The 17,814-nt window shown below is 34.1% G+C and carries 26 protein-coding genes and 1 pseudogene; 19 read left to right on the top strand and 8 right to left on the bottom strand.

The window, feature by feature from the left end:
* Positions 1-15 precede the first annotated feature (15 nt).
* The 4 genes from murG (at position 16) to ACW0JX_RS20695 (ending at position 2,567) form a co-directional block, all read left to right on the top strand.
* Entirely contained in the window at positions 16-1,074 is a 1,059-nt protein-coding gene (gene murG, locus ACW0JX_RS20710) for an undecaprenyldiphospho-muramoylpentapeptide beta-N-acetylglucosaminyltransferase (protein WP_000724780.1), read from the top strand.
* Positions 1,075-1,268: 194 nt separating this feature from the next.
* Entirely contained in the window at positions 1,269-1,529 is a 261-nt protein-coding gene (locus ACW0JX_RS20705) for a DUF3966 domain-containing protein (protein ID WP_000817964.1), read from the top strand.
* 95 nt (positions 1,530-1,624) lie between these two features.
* The gene (locus ACW0JX_RS20700; protein ID WP_088020495.1) at positions 1,625-1,999 is read left to right on the top strand and encodes a nucleoside 2-deoxyribosyltransferase; all 375 of its coding nucleotides are present in this window, start codon (positions 1,625-1,627) and stop codon (positions 1,997-1,999) included.
* 79 nt (positions 2,000-2,078) lie between these two features.
* Positions 2,079-2,567: a hypothetical protein gene (locus tag ACW0JX_RS20695; protein WP_139213257.1), complete on the top strand. Its 489-nt coding sequence runs from the start codon at positions 2,079-2,081 to the stop codon at positions 2,565-2,567.
* Positions 2,568-2,601: 34 nt separating this feature from the next.
* Here ACW0JX_RS20695 and ACW0JX_RS20690 read toward each other — a convergent pair whose 3' ends face one another.
* Complete coding sequence (locus tag ACW0JX_RS20690) at positions 2,602-2,913, bottom strand: hypothetical protein (RefSeq protein ID WP_001093240.1); 312 nt, start codon at positions 2,911-2,913, stop codon at positions 2,602-2,604.
* A 253-nt stretch (positions 2,914-3,166) separates the two neighbouring features.
* On the opposite strand from ACW0JX_RS20690, the gene ACW0JX_RS20685 reads away from it, so the two are divergent.
* Positions 3,167-3,382, top strand: a complete 216-nt coding sequence (locus tag ACW0JX_RS20685) for a DUF3912 family protein (protein WP_001008326.1) — start codon at positions 3,167-3,169, stop codon at positions 3,380-3,382.
* A gap of 87 nt (positions 3,383-3,469) precedes the next feature.
* Positions 3,470-3,862 (top strand): annotated as a pseudogene (locus ACW0JX_RS20680) (hypothetical protein).
* 79 nt (positions 3,863-3,941) lie between these two features.
* On the opposite strand, the gene ACW0JX_RS20675 reads toward ACW0JX_RS20680, so the two are convergent.
* The 3 genes from ACW0JX_RS20675 to ACW0JX_RS20665 all read right to left on the bottom strand — a co-directional run bounded on the left by ACW0JX_RS20675 (position 3,942) and on the right by ACW0JX_RS20665 (position 6,508).
* Entirely contained in the window at positions 3,942-5,336 is a 1,395-nt protein-coding gene (locus ACW0JX_RS20675) for an L-cystine transporter (RefSeq protein ID WP_001094344.1), read from the bottom strand.
* 107 nt (positions 5,337-5,443) lie between these two features.
* Positions 5,444-5,686: a DUF2626 domain-containing protein gene (locus ACW0JX_RS20670; protein ID WP_000375619.1), complete on the bottom strand. Its 243-nt coding sequence runs from the start codon at positions 5,684-5,686 to the stop codon at positions 5,444-5,446.
* Between the two features lie 126 nt (positions 5,687-5,812).
* Complete coding sequence (locus ACW0JX_RS20665) at positions 5,813-6,508, bottom strand: helix-turn-helix transcriptional regulator (RefSeq protein ID WP_000434107.1); 696 nt, start codon at positions 6,506-6,508, stop codon at positions 5,813-5,815.
* A gap of 205 nt (positions 6,509-6,713) precedes the next feature.
* Here ACW0JX_RS20665 and comGA point away from each other — a divergent pair, with 205 nt between their 5' ends.
* The 10 genes from comGA to ACW0JX_RS20615 all read left to right on the top strand — a co-directional run bounded on the left by comGA (position 6,714) and on the right by ACW0JX_RS20615 (position 12,324).
* On the top strand, positions 6,714-7,757 hold the full coding sequence (comGA, locus tag ACW0JX_RS20660; protein WP_001013187.1) for a competence type IV pilus ATPase ComGA: 1,044 nt from the start codon (positions 6,714-6,716) through the stop codon (positions 7,755-7,757).
* Entirely contained in the window at positions 7,750-8,781 is a 1,032-nt protein-coding gene (gene comGB, locus ACW0JX_RS20655) for a competence type IV pilus assembly protein ComGB (RefSeq protein WP_083530659.1), read from the top strand. The genes comGA and comGB overlap by 8 nt, the downstream gene beginning before the upstream one ends.
* 11 nt (positions 8,782-8,792) lie before the next feature.
* Positions 8,793-9,092: a competence type IV pilus major pilin ComGC gene (gene comGC / locus ACW0JX_RS20650; protein ID WP_053563652.1), complete on the top strand. Its 300-nt coding sequence runs from the start codon at positions 8,793-8,795 to the stop codon at positions 9,090-9,092.
* Positions 9,089-9,544, top strand: a complete 456-nt coding sequence (gene comGD, locus ACW0JX_RS20645) for a competence type IV pilus minor pilin ComGD (protein ID WP_002094140.1) — start codon at positions 9,089-9,091, stop codon at positions 9,542-9,544. Before comGC ends, comGD begins: the two co-directional genes overlap by 4 nt.
* Positions 9,537-9,839, top strand: coding sequence for a type II secretion system protein (locus ACW0JX_RS20640; protein WP_144465161.1), 303 nt, complete (start codon positions 9,537-9,539; stop codon positions 9,837-9,839). Before comGD ends, ACW0JX_RS20640 begins: the two co-directional genes overlap by 8 nt.
* Positions 9,809-10,279, top strand: coding sequence for a competence type IV pilus minor pilin ComGF (gene comGF / locus ACW0JX_RS20635; protein WP_000923102.1), 471 nt, complete (start codon positions 9,809-9,811; stop codon positions 10,277-10,279). The genes ACW0JX_RS20640 and comGF overlap by 31 nt, the downstream gene beginning before the upstream one ends.
* Positions 10,276-10,647 (top strand): competence type IV pilus minor pilin ComGG, encoded by a 372-nt coding sequence (gene comGG, locus ACW0JX_RS20630; protein ID WP_069356197.1) that lies wholly within the window; start codon positions 10,276-10,278, stop codon positions 10,645-10,647. The genes comGF and comGG overlap by 4 nt, the downstream gene beginning before the upstream one ends.
* A 174-nt stretch (positions 10,648-10,821) precedes the next feature.
* Positions 10,822-11,472 carry a 2OG-Fe(II) oxygenase gene (locus tag ACW0JX_RS20625; protein WP_000183863.1) on the top strand — a complete coding sequence of 217 codons (651 nt, stop codon included), beginning with the start codon at positions 10,822-10,824 and terminating at the stop codon, positions 11,470-11,472.
* A 115-nt stretch (positions 11,473-11,587) separates the two neighbouring features.
* On the top strand, positions 11,588-12,085 hold the full coding sequence (locus ACW0JX_RS20620; RefSeq protein ID WP_089171758.1) for a shikimate kinase: 498 nt from the start codon (positions 11,588-11,590) through the stop codon (positions 12,083-12,085).
* 38 nt (positions 12,086-12,123) lie between these two features.
* Positions 12,124-12,324, top strand: coding sequence for a YqzE family protein (locus ACW0JX_RS20615; protein WP_000106083.1), 201 nt, complete (start codon positions 12,124-12,126; stop codon positions 12,322-12,324).
* Positions 12,325-12,389: 65 nt separating this feature from the next.
* On the opposite strand, the gene ACW0JX_RS20610 is transcribed toward ACW0JX_RS20615, so the two are convergent.
* The gene (locus ACW0JX_RS20610) at positions 12,390-13,022 is read right to left on the bottom strand and encodes a VC0807 family protein (RefSeq protein ID WP_001073111.1); all 633 of its coding nucleotides are present in this window, start codon (positions 13,020-13,022) and stop codon (positions 12,390-12,392) included.
* 141 nt (positions 13,023-13,163) lie between these two features.
* On the bottom strand, positions 13,164-13,280 hold the full coding sequence (locus ACW0JX_RS20605; RefSeq protein ID WP_003279814.1) for a hypothetical protein: 117 nt from the start codon (positions 13,278-13,280) through the stop codon (positions 13,164-13,166).
* Between the two features lie 73 nt (positions 13,281-13,353).
* Here ACW0JX_RS20605 and ACW0JX_RS20600 point away from each other — a divergent pair, with 73 nt between their 5' ends.
* Together ACW0JX_RS20600 and ACW0JX_RS20595 are read left to right on the top strand one after the other, a co-directional pair.
* Entirely contained in the window at positions 13,354-13,581 is a 228-nt protein-coding gene (locus tag ACW0JX_RS20600; protein ID WP_000032702.1) for a hypothetical protein, read from the top strand.
* Between the two features lie 96 nt (positions 13,582-13,677).
* Complete coding sequence (locus ACW0JX_RS20595; protein WP_050844516.1) at positions 13,678-13,809, top strand: hypothetical protein; 132 nt, start codon at positions 13,678-13,680, stop codon at positions 13,807-13,809.
* A gap of 49 nt (positions 13,810-13,858) precedes the next feature.
* Here ACW0JX_RS20595 and ACW0JX_RS20590 read toward each other — a convergent pair whose 3' ends face one another.
* Together ACW0JX_RS20590 and ACW0JX_RS20585 are read right to left on the bottom strand one after the other, a co-directional pair.
* Positions 13,859-14,653 (bottom strand): YqhG family protein, encoded by a 795-nt coding sequence (locus ACW0JX_RS20590; RefSeq protein ID WP_044784477.1) that lies wholly within the window; start codon positions 14,651-14,653, stop codon positions 13,859-13,861.
* On the bottom strand, positions 14,640-16,322 hold the full coding sequence (locus ACW0JX_RS20585; protein WP_071729662.1) for a DEAD/DEAH box helicase: 1,683 nt from the start codon (positions 16,320-16,322) through the stop codon (positions 14,640-14,642). Before ACW0JX_RS20585 ends, ACW0JX_RS20590 begins: the two co-directional genes overlap by 14 nt.
* 390 nt (positions 16,323-16,712) lie before the next feature.
* Between ACW0JX_RS20585 and gcvT the strand changes: the two genes are divergently transcribed.
* Positions 16,713-17,813 carry a glycine cleavage system aminomethyltransferase GcvT gene (gcvT, locus tag ACW0JX_RS20580; RefSeq protein WP_000631769.1) on the top strand — a complete coding sequence of 367 codons (1,101 nt, stop codon included), beginning with the start codon at positions 16,713-16,715 and terminating at the stop codon, positions 17,811-17,813.
* Position 17,814 lies beyond the last annotated feature (1 nt).

The raw sequence follows: 17,814 nt of genomic DNA, 5'->3' as shown, positions 1-17,814 counted from the left end.
AGAAGGGGGAGACGTATGAAGAAAATAGTCTTTACAGGTGGCGGTTCGGCAGGACATGTAACACCTAATTTAGCCATTATCCCATATTTACAGGAAGACAACTGGGATATCTCTTATATTGGTTCTCACCAAGGTATTGAGAAAACGATTATAGAAAAGGAAGGCATTCCCTACTATAGTATTTCGAGTGGAAAGCTACGTCGTTATTTTGATTTAAAAAATATAAAAGATCCTTTTCTTGTAATGAAGGGGGTTATGGATGCGTATGTAAGAATTCGAAAACTAAAACCAGATGTGATTTTTTCAAAAGGCGGTTTCGTATCTGTACCAGTCGTAATTGGAGGATGGCTAAATAGAGTACCAGTTTTATTACATGAATCTGATATGACGCCAGGACTAGCAAATAAAATTGCGCTTCGTTTTGCTTCGAAAATATTTGTTACATTTGAAGAAGCGGCGAAACATTTACCGAAAGAAAAAGTAATATATACGGGATCTCCTGTACGTGAAGAAGTGCTGAAGGGAAATCGAGAAACAGGTTTAGCATTTTTAGGTTTTTCACGTAAAAAGCCAGTTATTACGATTATGGGAGGTAGCTTGGGCGCGAAAAAAATTAATGATACGGCTCGAGAAGCATTACCAGAACTTCTTAAAAAGTATCAAATTGTTCACCTTTGCGGAAAAGGTAACCTTGATGAAAGTTTACAAAATAAAGAAGGATATAGACAATTTGAATATGTACATGGAGAACTGCCAGATATATTAGCGGTAACAGATTTTGTTATTTCACGCGCGGGCTCCAACGCAATTTTTGAATTTTTAACATTACAAAAGCCGATGGTTTTAATTCCATTATCGAAATTTGCAAGCCGTGGAGATCAAATATTAAATGCAGAGTCCTTTGAAAGGCAAGGGTATGCCTCCGTATTATATGAAGAAGATGTAACTGTAAAATCTCTTATAAAGTATGTCGAAGAATTGAATCAAAATAATGAGAAGTATAAAACAGCACTAAAAAAATATAATGGAAAAGAAGCAATTAAAACAATCATTCAAAATATTTCAGAGGCATGATGAAACAATCATGCCTCTTTTAGTAGGGTGAAAGATTCCAAGAATTGATATTTTTATGTTACAATAAAGTGAAACTTTAATCAGTTGGGGGCATGCTCCATCTGACTTCTTTGCTTTCACTGGAATTTGAGGAGGGGGTTTTACTGCCCTCAAATAGCGGGATAACAAATGGGTTAATAGGGAAATTCCAATTAATGAAGCGTGAAAATACGAATGGATTAGGAGTGACTGTGTTGGAGCTAAGTCTCTATGAAAATACTGCACTTATTATATGCTTTGTGTTGTACGTTGGTAGTGTTATTGTTTATATTTCAAGGAAATTTTCGCAAGAAAGAGAGCTTGAAAAATCAGAGATAACAGCTGAACTAGAAATGTTAGCTGATGAAAGTTATAAAAAACAAAAAATAAAAGAAGACCATGAAGCATCCCATCATTTAAACGCAAATAAGTTTTAAAGATGGGGATTTTTTTTGAAGTTGTTCTTTATTATAGCTATAACAATTAACGCTAAAAAGGAGTTTCCCCATACATAATGAAGGAGTGTATATAAATGAATTTTTATATCGCCTCAGGTTTCCAAAATAAACATCTTGTATGTTCCGTAGCAAATGAACTGAAACATGCAGGATGGCACCATACATATGATTGGACCAAAAACGAAAGAGCAGTGAATCAAGAACAATTAAGAGAAATTGGTCAGGCAGAAAAAAATGCTGTAAAAGAAGCGGATGTGTTTTTACTTATATTAGATGGCGGAAACGGGAGCCATACAGAGTTTGGAATGGCGATTGCACTAGAGAAAACGATATATGTATATGATGCAGGAAACCCGCTCCAAACAACGTTCTATCACTTGCCAGAAATAAATATTTTTGAAGGAGATGTAGCTGAGTTTGCATCTTATGTTATGAATCATGTGAAATAATAGTAACTACCTAAAAGGTTATAAAAGTGATCTTTTGGGTACAGTGATGATAAGAAACGTATATAAAGGAGTACATAATATGAAATTAGAAAATGGATGGGAAACGAGCTTTTTAGAAGTCGTACAAAATAGTGAATTTAAGAAAGAGGCACTTCTTAGTCAATTGCTTTGTCAGGATAGTGAAGAAGTAGAAGAGCTTGTGGATGATTACGGCTACGAAGAACTTGTTGAACGTGAACATGATGATGAGTTAGCTGAAATCTTAGGAGAAGAACTTTTTAGTGAGATGGAACGCCAAGTATTCTTATCTTCAAACCCAGAAGAAAAACTTATTGCATTCGTCAATGGATTAGGTTTTCATGTGTTAGATTGGATCGTTCTTCTTGAAACAGAATTTGGCATTGATAGTGCAAACTTTACATCAGATGCTGTAAAGGTGTTAGAAAAGCGTTTCAGACAGTTTCCGTACATAGAGAACAATACAATTTTTGATATGACATTTGGAGAATCGATGGATGTATTAGAATCTGTTACAGGATTACAACTAAAGGAAAAGATGAACATATAATGAAAAAAGAACGTGATTCAATCACGTTCTTTTTTTACATAATAATAATTTTATCATCTAGTTTTGTCTGCCCGGTAAGAAGTGCGTTTAAATATTCCACTTTTCTTATACAAGCTTGTATATGTCTTTCAACCTCTTGTAACTCTGCTTGGTGATGTGTTTCAATTGGATGAATTTGTACGTTGAATTTTTCAAATTGACTACTATATGTTATTTCTGCATAGCCGCTCATAATATCGGTTTCGTTATGAAATAAAAATTGCCTCGTTTTGTCACAGAATGATACATCCTGAAAGCCATATACTTTTAATGCTTCAATTACTTTTTTAATCATTTTTGTATTCATTTTTTTAACCCTCTTTACGAAGTTCTACTTTTATATTATAACATAAAAAATTACATAGAAAGCGCTTCCAAGTGTATTTTATTATAAACTTTACGTTTCAATCACAAAAATGAAACAAAGAAAAAATAATTGTAAAGAAGGAAGGACTCTTTTATTGTTTCGTCATATATATAGAGAAATAGTGCAATGAAAGGAAATTTTCCGAGGTGGAGATCGTATTTCCAATTTGAGCGCAGTAAAAGAGGTGAGAATCTTGAACTTTGATATTGTAGGACAAAAAGCATATATAAAAGATGGACCGCATCGGAACCGAATTGGAATTGTAAAGAAAAACGAGACAAAATTAGCATCGCAGTTTGCTATTGTAATTGGAGAACAAATTATTGATGTAGAGCTAAAGGATATCGTGTTAGTTGGAGTAGACGTAGGACAATTTCATAAATGGTGCGAACAAAATGGTTATTTGTGAAAAGGACGGGCTGTGAGATAATGAAATATATTTGAGGAAAGAGAATATATTATTGTATTCTCTTTTTCTATGTTTAAGGAGGCGAAAATGAAATATAAAGAACAGGAGTTTACGTTGGAGTTAAAAGAGAACATTCAATGTATGGAGAAGGAAATAGAGCGAATGTCACTTAAATTGTATAAAGAGTATTCGCATTTATACATAGAAAAAAACATGGAATTAGATATGGGATTTGCAAGAGAAAAAGAGAATCCCTTTGAGGTGGGTTATTATTCAACAGTTGCTATAGCTATATTAGATGAAGAAAAAGAGATGATTAAATTTCACAATATTCCAATTTATTAATATTAAAGAATCTTTTTAGGAATGCCAATTCAATCAAACATTTTGGGTAGTAAGAAAGTAGGAGAACTCGCTGATGAATCTTGTTATGAGATTGAGGAAGAGTTAAAAGAGCAATTAGAAGAATACTTGGAGTGATAATTCTCAAGATAAGATCTATAAAGAGGGAACGGAATAAAAAAGACGCTAACAATTGTATGTTAGCGTCTTTTTTTCATTATGAAGCAATTTCACCAGTTTTTGTATCATCTTGATTGTACGTATCTTGATCTAATTCACCAAGCCATTTACTTGAAATAAGACCTGCTGTCATAGAACCACTTACGTTAAGAGCTGTACGACCCATATCGATTAATGGCTCAACCGAGATAACTAGAGCAACAATACCGATTGGTAAGTTCATTGTAGATAGTACGATTAAAGCTGCGAATGTTGCACCGCCACCAACTCCGGCAACACCGAATGAGCTAATAGCAACAACAGCGATTAAAGTTAAAATAAATTGTGGTTGTAATGGATCAATTCCTACAGTTGGAGCGACCATCATTGCAAGCATTGCTGGATAAATGCCTGCGCAACCGTTTTGTCCGATAGATACCCCAAATGAAGCTGCGAAGTTTGCAATTCCTTCGGAGATACCAAGCTTTTCTTTTTGAGCTTCAATATTTAATGGCATCGCACCAGCACTAGAGCGAGATGTGAATGCAAAAGTTAGTACAGGGAACACTTTTTTCAAATATTGAATTGGATTTAAACCAGACAATGCAATTAATAATAAGTGAATGATAAACATTACGATAAGTGCTACATAAGAGGCTAATACGAAGTTACCAAGCTTTAAAATAGCATTTATATCGCTACCAGCAACTGTTTTTGCCATAAGAGCTAATACGCCGTATGGAGTAAGGCGTAAAATTAATGTTACCATACGCATTACGATTGCATATACAGCATCAAGCATTTTCTTAAATAGCTCTGCTTGTTCTGGATATTTTCGTTTTACACCTATAAAGGCAATGCCGATAAAGGCTGCAAATATTACGACAGAAATTGTTGATGTTGGACGAGCGCCTGTTAAATCAAGAAACGGATTTGTAGGCAATAGCTCTAATAATTTATCTGGAATTGTTGTCTTTTCAATAGAAGTAAATCTTTCTTCAACTAGTTTCAGACGAGCAGATTCTGCATCACCTTGTTGCAAGCCTGTTGCAGATACATCAAATCCTGCACTTGCAGCGATACCGACAGCTGCAGCGATTCCTGTAGTAAGAATTAAAATTCCGATAATAAGACCACTAATTTTACCAAGGTTTTTCGTTAACTGTAATTTTGTAAATGCTGAAATAATAGATACTAAAATAAGTGGCATAACGATCATTTGAAGTAATTTCACATAACCGTTACCAATTAAGCCAAACCAAGTATTTGATTCAATAATTACTTTAGAAGTTGGCTCATAAATGAATTGTAATATAAGACCGAATAAAATTCCGACTCCTAAAGCGGTAAATACACGTTTATTAAAAGATACATGCTTACGTTGCATATAATATAATACGCCAACTAAGATGAGCATGACTGCAACGTTAATTCCGACAAGCAGTGTATTCATGTTGATTCCCCCTAATTCCAATCTGTTATATAGAATATAAGGTAATAAAACCTATAAGTCAACTAGGAAATTGCGGGATTAAAAAAAAGATGGCAAAATGCCATCTTTTAATGTCCAGCCCCAGGGACAAGTAAAAATGTCGTGTAGTATGTAAATCCTATGAAGAAAACAGTTAAATATGCCCCAAATACGTATATATACATACGCTCTGTTAATTTTAAATAGCTTAAAAGTACGAAGAAACCTGTTTGTCCTAAAAATAGTAGTGCAGCCTGTTGCATATCTCCTACGTAAAACATAACCGAGAAAATTCCAGTCCAAAAGCCGAGAACGCGAAACATGCGATCCATGCTATTTCCCTCCTTTTCTAGAAAAAGTAAAACCTCTTTTCATTATAGTTTATTTTTCTTACTATTGTAAATATTCGTTCATATAAAAAGAAGCCAATTATTATTGGCTTCTTTTTATATGATAAATTAAATTGTTAGTTTATAATTACAAGATTTACATCCATCTAATAGACTATCATGTCGAGTTAATTCCATGTTAGGGAATAGGATTTCAAAAATGCCTTTCATCATATCTCCGTGCATGTTACAAATTTCAGTTGGATGATGAACAGCAACTTCTTTAAATGGACAATTGTGTACATCATAGAAAATTTTTGTTCCATCTGCACTTAATTCAAATGCAGGTGATAAGCCGGCTGTTGAGAAAGCTTCTTTTGCAATTTGAACTTTTTGCTCTACTGTTAAAGCATCTTCACTCACATTTAAACGTTGCATATGTTGTTGCATTAATTCGGCCCCGAATTGTTTTCCTGTTTCGTATAGCGCTTTTTCACCAGCAGCGCCAAGGCTAAGTAAAGAATTAAATGCTATTCTTGCTAACAATTGATAATCACGGAATGGAAATTGCAATTGAATAACATCTTCAGATAAGACATATAATCTGCTTGGTCTTCCGCCTTTTCCAGTTTTCTTCGTTTCCGATTTAAGCATATGAACATCTTCTAATTTAGATAAATGTAAACGCGCTACGTTTGGATGAATATCGAATTCATCTGCAATTTCTTGTACAGTTACGTAACTATGTTTTTGCGAAATATATTTATAAATGTAATAACGAGTTGGGTCAGCTAAAACACCTGTAATTTTTAAAGCTTGTTCCATGAGGATCTCCACCTTTATCACTTTATCCAAGATAATAACATTATAATACAGATAAACATGAGTATAGGTAATTTCAGACAATAATTCAGAAATTGTTCATAATTTCACAAACATATTTTTCCTTTTTGTTCTAGTGAAAATACAAAATTCCAAATTTTTATTGTGCATGTTTTCATGCTATATACATAGTGAGGAGGGAAAAGTGATGAATGGGATTGAAATTTTTGCGAATACAATTTTAAAAGAAGCGTGTAGGGTACAAGCGTCAGATTTACATATTGTGCCCCGGCAGAAGGATGTAGCGGTGCAACTACGTGTAGGAAAAGATTTAATGACGAGACATTGTATTGAAAAGGAGTTTGGAGAAAAACTTGTCTCACATTTTAAATTTTTAGCATCTATGGACATAGGAGAGAAACGGAAGCCACAGAATGGTTCGTTGTATTTGCAAATTGATGGACAAGAAGTGTATTTACGCCTTTCAACACTTCCAACAGTATATCAAGAAAGTCTCGTTATTCGCCTTCATTTACAAGCATCTGTTCAGCCCTTATCACATCTTTCGTTATTTCCAAGTACGGCAGCAAAACTACTCTCGTTTTTACGCTATTCACAGGGGCTACTCGTGTTTACTGGACCGACTGGTTCTGGGAAGACAACGACAATGTATGCATTATTAGAGGTAATTAGAAAAAAGAAAACACGTCGCATCATTACACTTGAAGATCCGGTTGAAAAAAGAAGTGACGATGTATTACAAATTCAAATAAATGAAAAAGCGGGTCTCACATATGAAACAGGATTAAAGGCTATTTTACGTCATGATCCAGATATTATTTTAGTCGGTGAAATCCGTGATGAAGAAACAGCAAAAATAGCTATAAGAGCAAGTTTGACAGGACATTTAGTCATGACAACGCTGCATACGAATGATGCGAAAGGAGCAATCATTCGTTTCATGGATTATGGTATAACGAGGCAAGAGATTGAACAGTCTTTATTGGCTGTAGCTGCACAGCGACTTGTCGAATTGAAGTGTCCGTTTTGCAGAGGAAAGTGCTCAACTTTATGTAAATCAATGAGGCAAGTAAGGCAAGCAAGCATTTATGAGCTGCTATATGGATATGAGTTAAAACAAGCGCTTAAAGAAGCAGATGGAGAATGTGTTACTTACAAACATGAGACTTTAGAATCGTCAATAAGAAAAGGATATGCTTTAGGTTTTTTAGAAGATGATGTTTATGTTTAAGAAAACTTGGAGTTTAAGTGATCAAGTAGTATTGTTGAAACGTTTAGGAGAATTACTAGAAAAAGGCTACTCTCTTTTACAAGCATTAGAATTTTTACAGTTTCAATTACCTGTAGAAAAGAAAGTACAATTGCAGCACATGATTGAGGGGTTAAAAGATGGGAAAAGTCTACACGATTCTTTTCATCAGTTAAAGTTTCATCAGGACATGTTAAGTTATTTATTTTATGCCGAGCAACATGGTGATATTTCTTTTGCTTTGCAACAAGGAAGTGCACTTCTTTATAAAAAAGATAAGTATAGGAGAGATATGATGAAAATCATGCAGTATCCTATGTTTTTAATGTTTTTTCTACTAATCATGCTTTTTATTTTCAACCTCATTTTATTACCTCAGGTTGAAATGGTTTATAGTTCGTTCGGTTCTAATACACCACTACTTACAGAACAAATTTTAAGTGCAATAAAACTGCTACCTTACATTATTTTAACCGCTATTTTAACTGTTATTATTGGATGTAGTTTGTATATGTTGTATTTTAGGAAACTTCCACATATTAGCCAGGTAAAAATCATGCTTCGTATGCCCCTCATCAAAACATTTCTTATTTTAAAGCATTCACATTATTTTGCTACTCAGTTGAGTGGTTTATTAAATGGTGGACTATCAGTATGCGAAGCTTTAACAATAATGATGGAGCAAAGATATCATCCGTTCTTTCAATATGAAGCGAGCCGGATTGAAAGACAATTAATTGGAGGAGAACAGTTACAATCTATCATTGCTAAAAGTGGGTATTACGAGAAAGAACTTTCTTATGTTATTACGCATGGACAAGCAAACGGCAATTTAGCGATTGAATTAGGTGACTATAGCGATCTTATTATGGAAAAGATGGAACGGAAAATTAAACATATGTTAGTTATCATTCAGCCTATTTTATTTACATGTATTGGAGGAATCGTTGTCCTTATGTATTTAGCGATGATTATGCCAATGTTTCAAATGATGAATTCTATTTAGGGGGCATTTGTATGCAGAATGAGGAAGGATTTACTCTGTTAGAGATGCTATTAGTAATGGTTGTCATAACTATATTATTACTATTAATTATTCCGAATGTAGTTACACAGCGTTCATCGGTCCAAGGAAAAGGGTGTGCAGCTTACGTGAAATCTATAGAAGCGCAAATACAAGTATATCAATTACAACATAATAAAATTCCATCGTTAAAAGAACTGACAGATGAAAAGTATATTACAACTGATAAGTGCCCGAATGGCGAATCTATTCATATTTCAGATGATGGCTCAGTATCAATTAGGGCATTGTGAAACAACAGGGGTTTACTTTTTTAGAAATGTTACTCGTTTTATTTGCTATTTCTGTATTAAGTGTAGTTACGTATTTTAGTGTTCATTCCTTATACGAGCGACAAAAAGTTGAACAATTTTTGAGACAGTTTTCAAATGATATTTTGTATATGCAGCAATTAGCGATAAATCGTCAAAAGCACTATACATTACGTTGGCATAAAGATAGAAATATGTATGCTATAAAAGAGTCAGGTACAAAGTATTATATCGTCAAGCGGGAGTATGAAGAAGATATACAAATTGATTTGCATACGTTTCCAAATCCGATGACATATAATCCAAGTGGAAATATTAATAGAGGTGGTACGATTATAATTTCATATCGAAATTATAAATATGAAATTGTATTTCAGCTTGGAAGAGGGAGATTTACGTATCGTGAAATGTCAAAAAGGATCCATAATGGCTGAAATGATTGTATCGTTAAGTATTTTAATGATGGCTGTATCGTTACTACTACCGCAAACAGTATTAGTTATGCAAGAAAGAAAAAATATACAAATTCGTTATAAGGCATCTGGATTATTAAAAAAGGAAGCAATTATATATATGTATGGAAATGAAGAAAAGCGAATAATAGAAAAGAATATGAATGGAATTGTGTATTACACATATTGGGGAGGCAATGAAGTTTGTACCATGTGGAGAGATGTGAAAGACAGAGTGATGGAACAATGCTTTTATGTAGGAGAAAAAATAAATTAGAATTTGGTTTTTCATTAATAGAAATGATTGTATGTCTGTTTCTATTATCAATATTTTTTTTGCTCTTTCCCCGCCTACATTTCATTGAAATGGAAAATAAACAGTCGAAAGGGTTAAATGATTGGGAGTGGGATGTGTATTTAGGGCAAATGCAATTGGAGTTTCGTGAAGTATCATCTGGAGAACAGCTAGCATTTGAAAATGGAGAAAGTATTTTACGATTTCGATCGCGTAATGGGAGTGAAGTATCGTATGAAAAAGAGAATAGTCGTCTTATAAGAAAGGTAAATAGGCGCGGGAGGGAAGTTGTTTTACAAAATATTGGAACGGTTTCTTACAAACTAACACCTCATGTACTCATTATAAATGTGAAAGATACTAGCGGAAAAATATATGAAGGTGTAGTTATGCGATATAGTGAAATGGAAATGAATGTATGAGAGGGCAAAATGGGTTTACAATGCCTGGAACACTCATCTTTCTTATTTTATTAACTTCTTTTTTTATATACGAAACAAATATGTTGTTTACAGATAAAAATTTTTATATAGAAATAGAACAAAAGTTTTTACTGGATGAACTACTTAACCGATCTATTACAGATATAAAAAAAGACTTACAGCAAAAAGAAAAAGAAGGTGCATTTTTCTTTCAGTATGAAAAGGGAGAAGTGAGTGGAAATTATATCTTTGAAAATGATTTAATTCTCGTTGCGTTGCAGTGTACACTCAAACAGGAAGCTTTCTATACGGTGAGCTTTCGGTATAGAAAAAAGGATGGAAAAATAGTCGATTGGATAGAAGAATAGTATGTAAAAAATACGAAGAAAAACCAGGGATTTCTATTGTAAATTGAATTGATTTTTTAGAAGAAATGGATAAATATAATGATTAAAAGTTTAAATTTTCTCAAAAAAGAGAAAGGTAGAAAGAATGTGATATATTCATGCTATCCAATCATTATTTTTAGGGAGAATAGGGAAATGACAAACAACAATCAAATAGGTGAAAATAAGGAACAAACTATTTTTGATCATAAAGGAAATACGATTATGACAGAAGATAGAGAAATACACATTATTTCAAAATTCGAAGAACCTCTTATTGTCGTATTAGCAAATGTACTAAGTGATGAAGAGTGTGATGAATTGATTGAAATGTCTAAAAATAAAATGAAGCGTTCTAAAGTTGGTTCATCACGTGATGTAAATGATATTCGAACAAGTAGCGGTGCATTTTTGGAAGACAATGAACTTACTTCAAAGATTGAAAAACGAATTTCATCTATCATGAATGTTCCTGCGTCGCATGGTGAAGGATTGCACATTTTAAATTATGAAGTGGATCAACAATATAAAGCACACTATGATTATTTTGCGGAACATAGTAGATCAGCTGCTAACAATCGTATTAGTACGCTTGTAATGTACTTAAATGATGTAGAAGAAGGCGGGGAAACGTACTTCCCGAAATTAAATCTTTCTGTACACCCTAGAAAGGGAATGGCAGTATACTTTGAGTATTTTTATCAAGATCAATCACTAAATGAGCTTACGTTACACGGAGGGGCACCTGTAACGAAAGGCGAGAAATGGATTGCAACGCAGTGGGTGAGAAGAGGTACTTATAAGTAAAAGCGAGTGTTACGTTTTGTTCTTCATAGTATAAGAACAAAACGTTTTTTTATTAAACAAAGTAGCATCTTTCGTTATAATAACAATTAATAAATGACGATTGAGAGGACAGAAAATGAAATCTATATACATAACCGGCTATATGGGAGCAGGGAAAACAACAATTGGAAAAGCATTAAGTCAAGAACTTCAAATGGATGTTGTAGATACTGATCAAAAAATCGAAGAGAAGCAAGAGAAGGCAATTCGTGATATTTTTGCCGAAGAAGGCGAAACGGCTTTTCGGGAATATGAAAGCGAAATGTTACGTTCGCTACCAGTCCATAATGTCATTATTACAACTGGTGGGGGAATTATTGAACGAGCGGAAAATCGCAAGTGGATGAAAGAGAACGGAACTGTCGTGTATTTATATTGTGATCCGCATGTAATTGCAGAGAGGCTTCGTGAAGATAAGACACGTCCACTATTTCAAAAGAAAGATATAGATGCATTTGTAACGAAATTTGAATTACGCCGAGCTTATTATGAAGAGGCTCATATTCATATCGATACGACAAATAAGTCTGTAAAGCAAATTATGAATGAATTAAAGGAAAAGATTAATGTATAAAAAAGTGGACATACTAATCAAGTAGAGGTGATGATAATATGTCTACTAATGATTATGTTCGCTTTGTGACGCAGCAGTTTGTGTCGTATATGGATGCTCCAAAAGAAGATCGAAAACAAAAGAAAGAACAACGCCGTGCTGAAAAAGAGCCATTTATGAATAAGTGGTTTGGTGTTATGCCGCTGAGTGCTGCTTTGTTTTATCGAAATGTAAAAAGTAAAAGAAAAAAATCAAGTTAAATTTTAGTCATATGTCTAGCAAAATAAAGATCCCCTAGTGTCGTAATACACTAGGGGATTTTTATTTACTGCACGGATTCTTGTTCTTCCGTAACGGCATGTATTTTATTGTTCACCCATACGAACCCTATTCCGATACAAATAGAAATGCCCCAGCCGACAGCGGTCATAATCGCTCTCATTTCACCGTAGCCATCTACACCAAAAACAGAGATGAAATAAATTTTTAAGAAGCTTTTTAATATGAATTGTAGGCCGAAAAATAACGTTAAGTATTGTAGTGCTGGATAGATACGACTATCACGATACAGTTCACGACTTTTATCGCGGTCATGTCCTTGCAGCGCTGCAATATCCGCAGCGAAATATAACATGAGTGGTTTTTTTATGAAAATTGTACAGATGACGATAATACCGAGTACGATGTGATAATATGCATCATTCCACAACATTCGTTCAGCTGACCCAGATAATAGATCTACCGTTGTATTAGAAATGAGTGTAATTAAAATAAAGAACCCTGTCACGTTAAACTGTTTTTCTTTTTTAAAGGTATACAGTGTATAAATAATCCCCGGAACAGAGGAAAGTAACATCGCGTAATAAGGATCGATATAAGGTTTTGCAAATTTCCAAATGAGGAATGGGATTACGAGATAAAAGACAAGATCTAATATAGCTTTTTTATTTTGATTCATACAAAGCCTCCTTAAGTCATACATATATTTTATAATATAATTTCTGAAAATTGTATAAGGTTTAATGGGAAAAGAAAAAATATATCAATTTTTGAGGGATTAGTAGATTGAAAAAAATTGCCCCTAGCGTAGTAAGTTTTTTTAGTATATAATAAAGGAAACGCTTTCATTTTTAGTTTGTTCACAAAATGGACGGAAAATCACATATTTACTATCGATATGTTGCTTTATAATGAAACTAATTAAATATACATGCATACAATATTGTGAAATAAATAACATAAATAATCTATATAAATGTAAACGTTATCAAAAGAGAGAGGTGGAGACAATGAGTAAATTTTTCTTCAATCATAATCCAGCAACAGTAGAGGATGGAAGGCTTGTTAAATATGCTGAAATTATTTATGGAGAAGGTGGCCGTTCTGTATTAGAAAATTTAATGGTGAAGGCATCTATCAGATTGCGTGATCGTTATCCGAATAAATCTGACGAGCAGATCTCGAACCTAGTAAATAAAGGCATCCATGATATGTTTCAAAAATATGTGAGCGAGTAAGAGTAGCCAATGGCTGCTCTTATTTTTTGTATAAGGATTGTAACTCTAGCTGAAAATAAACATGTATTTTGAAAAACGTAAAAAGGAGTGGGAAAGATGAGCAATGGAATTGGACGTTCGAAAGAAAATCTTCCAACTGATGCAAATCATGTGAGTGCAAAGGATCGTGCACACCAGAAACGTATGGCACAGAAAAAACAGCAAGAGCGTAGTGGCGATAGCGAGTAGGGTAGAAAATAGCTCAAAAGAGGCTCCTTCTAAAGCAGAAGGAGCTTCTTCAAGATAGAAAATGATTCGCGGTAACATAAAAAAGGCCACCGTTAATAATTTGCACTGTAATATGTGGTTCATACTGTTCTTGCAGAGCTTGTTTTTCAATTTCATAGCTCTCAGGAAGTTCGTCACTTTCTTCATAAAAACGGTTTAAAAGGTCTAGATCATGATTCCAACGCACTCTTGCTTCTTTTGCCCACGTATGGTCATCTTCTGCAATTATATTTTTTAAAGCGTCTTCTATGCGTTGTAAACCACTTTGAGGTTTAATGATGGGCGAGAGCGTAAAACAAAAATCAGGTATTTTTGGTGTAAGTTTAATGTTTGTTAATGTTTCATGAAAGTTTGCCATCATTGTTCCAGAAATGAGATGAATGCCAATCGAGTGAAGGATGTCTTTTTTTCGATCACATTGATAGGAAACTTTTATATTAATACCGAGCCAAGGGTGGAGCGGTGTATGTGTTGCCCCATTATGTCTTACATCCTCATATAAACGTATGTAAGAGCCTAATTCTTTTGTCGTTTGGAAAATTTGATGTAGACGTGGTGAACCGTAGTGAATAAGCTCACCATCATTTTCTTCATTTTCTGGATTTGTAATAAGAGTAAGGCGCATCGGATTCGGTACGCCTCCTGTTTTCTCAAGATAGTGCCAATAAAAAGGGCGATTCATTAATAATTTATCCATCTCAATTGTTAACTGTACATCTAATAAATGAGGAGAACGTTCTAAAATTTCACAGTTATTCGCCTCAAAGAAATTGTATAAGTAATTATGAATTTCATGTTGCTGCATAGCCTTGCACCTCAGCTTCATTTCGTTTCGCAAAGTCGATAATAGATGTTAAGTTTTCCATCTTAATTCTAATTTCACCTTCGCTTTTTGATTGCGCGAAAATTTCTTGAATGTGCGCGTCGATGTTTTTCATATTAATTCTCGTTAAAATTTCATCGAGTTCACCGATAACACGCTCGAATAAGTTGATTTTTTCATATAACAGTTTCAGAATATGTTCTTCAACAGTATGCTTTGTAGCTAAGTTATAAATATGAACATCATTCTTTTGACCGAGACGGTGAATACGTCCGATTCTTTGCTCAAGACGCATTGGATTCCATGGCAAATCATAATTGATCATATGGCTACAAAACTGTAAGTTAATGCCTTCTCCGCCAGCTTCCGTTGCAATTAACACTTGGGCACGATTTTGGAAAAGTTCCTTCATCCAATCTTTCTTCCCGCGTTTAAATCCGCCGCGGAATGGGACAGAAGAAATACCGTGTTGTTGTAAAAACCATTGTAAGTACATCTGTGATGCTCGGTATTCCGTGAAAATGACGACTTTATCGTCAATTTCTTTTATAAGCTCTAGAGCTTTAGTTGCTTTCGAGTTGAAAGGAATATGATTAATTTTGTCCATTAGCACATCGATATGTGGATCTTTTATATAATGTTCATTTTCTTTCTGTCTTTTTTCTACATGCTTTTTCAATGAATAGTAAACAGCCTCACGACTACTGCACGCTTCCCGTTTTAAAGTTAACGATGAGAAAGCAGATGTGAAGGCGTCTTGTCCTCGCCAATTTTCGATATCATTATATAGAGCTTGTTCTTGTTCATTAAACTCAATAAAAATTGTACGTACATGTCTCTTCGGCCAATCGATACCGGTATTATGTCGTCTATTTCGCACCATTACTTTGTTAATGAGAGCTTTTAAGTCTTCATCTGATTCGGCTGAACGATTTTTGGAAGCGTAATATTCTTCAAAGTTGGATTGATTGCCTAGATGTCCTGGCTTTAATAAAGAAACAAGGTTAAAAATTTCATCAATCTTATTTTGAACAGGAGTAGCGGTTAGTAATAAACAAAACTTCTTTTTTAATCGTTGTGCAAATTCATAGTTTTTTGTTTTATTATTTTTCAGTTTATGTGCTTCATCGATAATAATAAGGTCATATTCTAAGTTCAACACGATATCGCGATGTGGTGAACGTTTCGCAGTATCAATTGATGATACGATTACGTCAGCTTGTTCCCACGAGTAGCTTTTCTTTTGTGCTACAGCGGGAATGAAAAACTTTGTATTCAGCTCGTATGCCCATTGTGATACGAGAGAAGCTGGGACAAGTATAAGTACCTTTTTCACAAGCCCGCGGACCATGTATTCTTTCAAAATAAGTCCAGCTTCGATTGTTTTTCCAAGACCTACTTCATCTGCTAGAATCGCTTTACCATTCATTTGTTCAATTACATTTTGAGCGACTTCTAATTGATGCGGAAGCGGTGTGAAATGGGATAAATGTTTCGGTGCTTGTAGTCCATCAAAAGTAGGAACAAGTAACGATTTTTCTGTTTCATAAGCTAAGTGATATAAATCCCAGTTTGTCCAAGGACCATCTTCATCAATTCTATTTAAAAAATTGTTTTGCCACGTCCGATCTACGGAAATATCGACATTCATTACGACTCTCCCACCTTTTATAAACTAAAGTAATTATTTTTTAATGTATGATGATTTGCCTTAAAAGAAGGCATAATTATCGTTATTAAAGGCTATATGATAGACAATAATAAAGTATTAAATCTCAAAAGCTGTATTTATTGTGTTTTAACATAAAAAATTCTAAATTATTTTTTATGCTAGAATATTGATGAAATATAGCGAATGATGTTAGGATAATGGTGTGAAATGTGTGGAATCTTTCGTATTTTATCCAAGAAAGTGATTTTTTATTTACGCTTTCATAAAAAAATATAATGAGATTCCGTATATCCTATCTTTTCAGAATGAAAATGTTTAGAAAAGGGAAGCAACTTTTATTGATTTGTCAAAGCATAAGGGGGAGAGAGCATGATTACATTACAACGTACACCGTTATTTGATGTATACGCGAAGTATGGTGGGAAAACAATCGACTTCGGTGGTTGGGAATTACCAGTTCAATTTTCAAGCATTAAAGAAGAACACGAAGCTGTACGTACAGCTGCAGGTTTGTTCGATGTGTCTCATATGGGAGAAGTTGAAGTAAAAGGTGTAGATAGTTTAGCATTTTTACAACGTGTTGTTACAAATGACGTATCTACCTTAAAGGTAGGGGGCGCACAATATACAGCTATGTGCTACGAAAATGGTGGTACAGTAGATGATTTATTAATCTACAAACGTGGTGAAGAAGACTATTTATTAGTAATCAATGCATCAAATATCGAGAAAGATTACGAATGGTTAGCAAGTCATGTAATTGGCGATGCGACAGTAGTCAATGTTTCTAGTGAAGTTGCACAGCTTGCAATTCAAGGACCAAAAGCAGAAGGCATTTTACAAAAAGTTGTGTCAGAAGATTTGAAAGAAATTAAGTTCTTTAAATTTAAAAACGATATTCTTGTAGATGGAATTCCAGCACTTGTATCTCGTACAGGTTATACAGGTGAAGATGGATTCGAAATTTACTGTAAGAGTGAAGATGCTGCAAAACTTTGGGAGAAACTTCTTGAAGTTGGAGCAGAAGAGGGCTTAAAAGCATGTGGTTTAGGTGCTCGTGATACACTTCGATTCGAAGCAACATTACCACTTTATGGACAAGAATTATCAAAAGATATTACACCGATTGAGGCTGGAATTGGCTTTGCGGTAAAAACAAATAAAGAAGCAGACTTCTTTGGAAAAGCAACGTTAAAAGAGCAAAAAGAAAACGGTGCGCCTCGTAAATTAGTCGGCATCGAAGTAATCGAACGTGGAATTCCTCGTACGCATTACCCTGTATTTATTGGTGAAGAAAAAATTGGGGAAGTAACGAGTGGTACACAATCTCCAACGTTAAAGAAAAGCATTGGTTTAGCACTAATTGATGTAAAATACGCAGCAGTTGATACAGAAGTAGAAATTGAAATTCGTAATAAACGCGTCAAAGCAGTAGTTGTTCCAACACCATTTTACAAACGTTCAAAGTAAC

The sequence above is a fragment of the Bacillus sp. C-3-6 genome, assembly GCF_054509685.1.
Note: the sequence above shows the minus strand (reverse complement) of the source record. Positions and strands in the feature narration are given on the sequence as shown.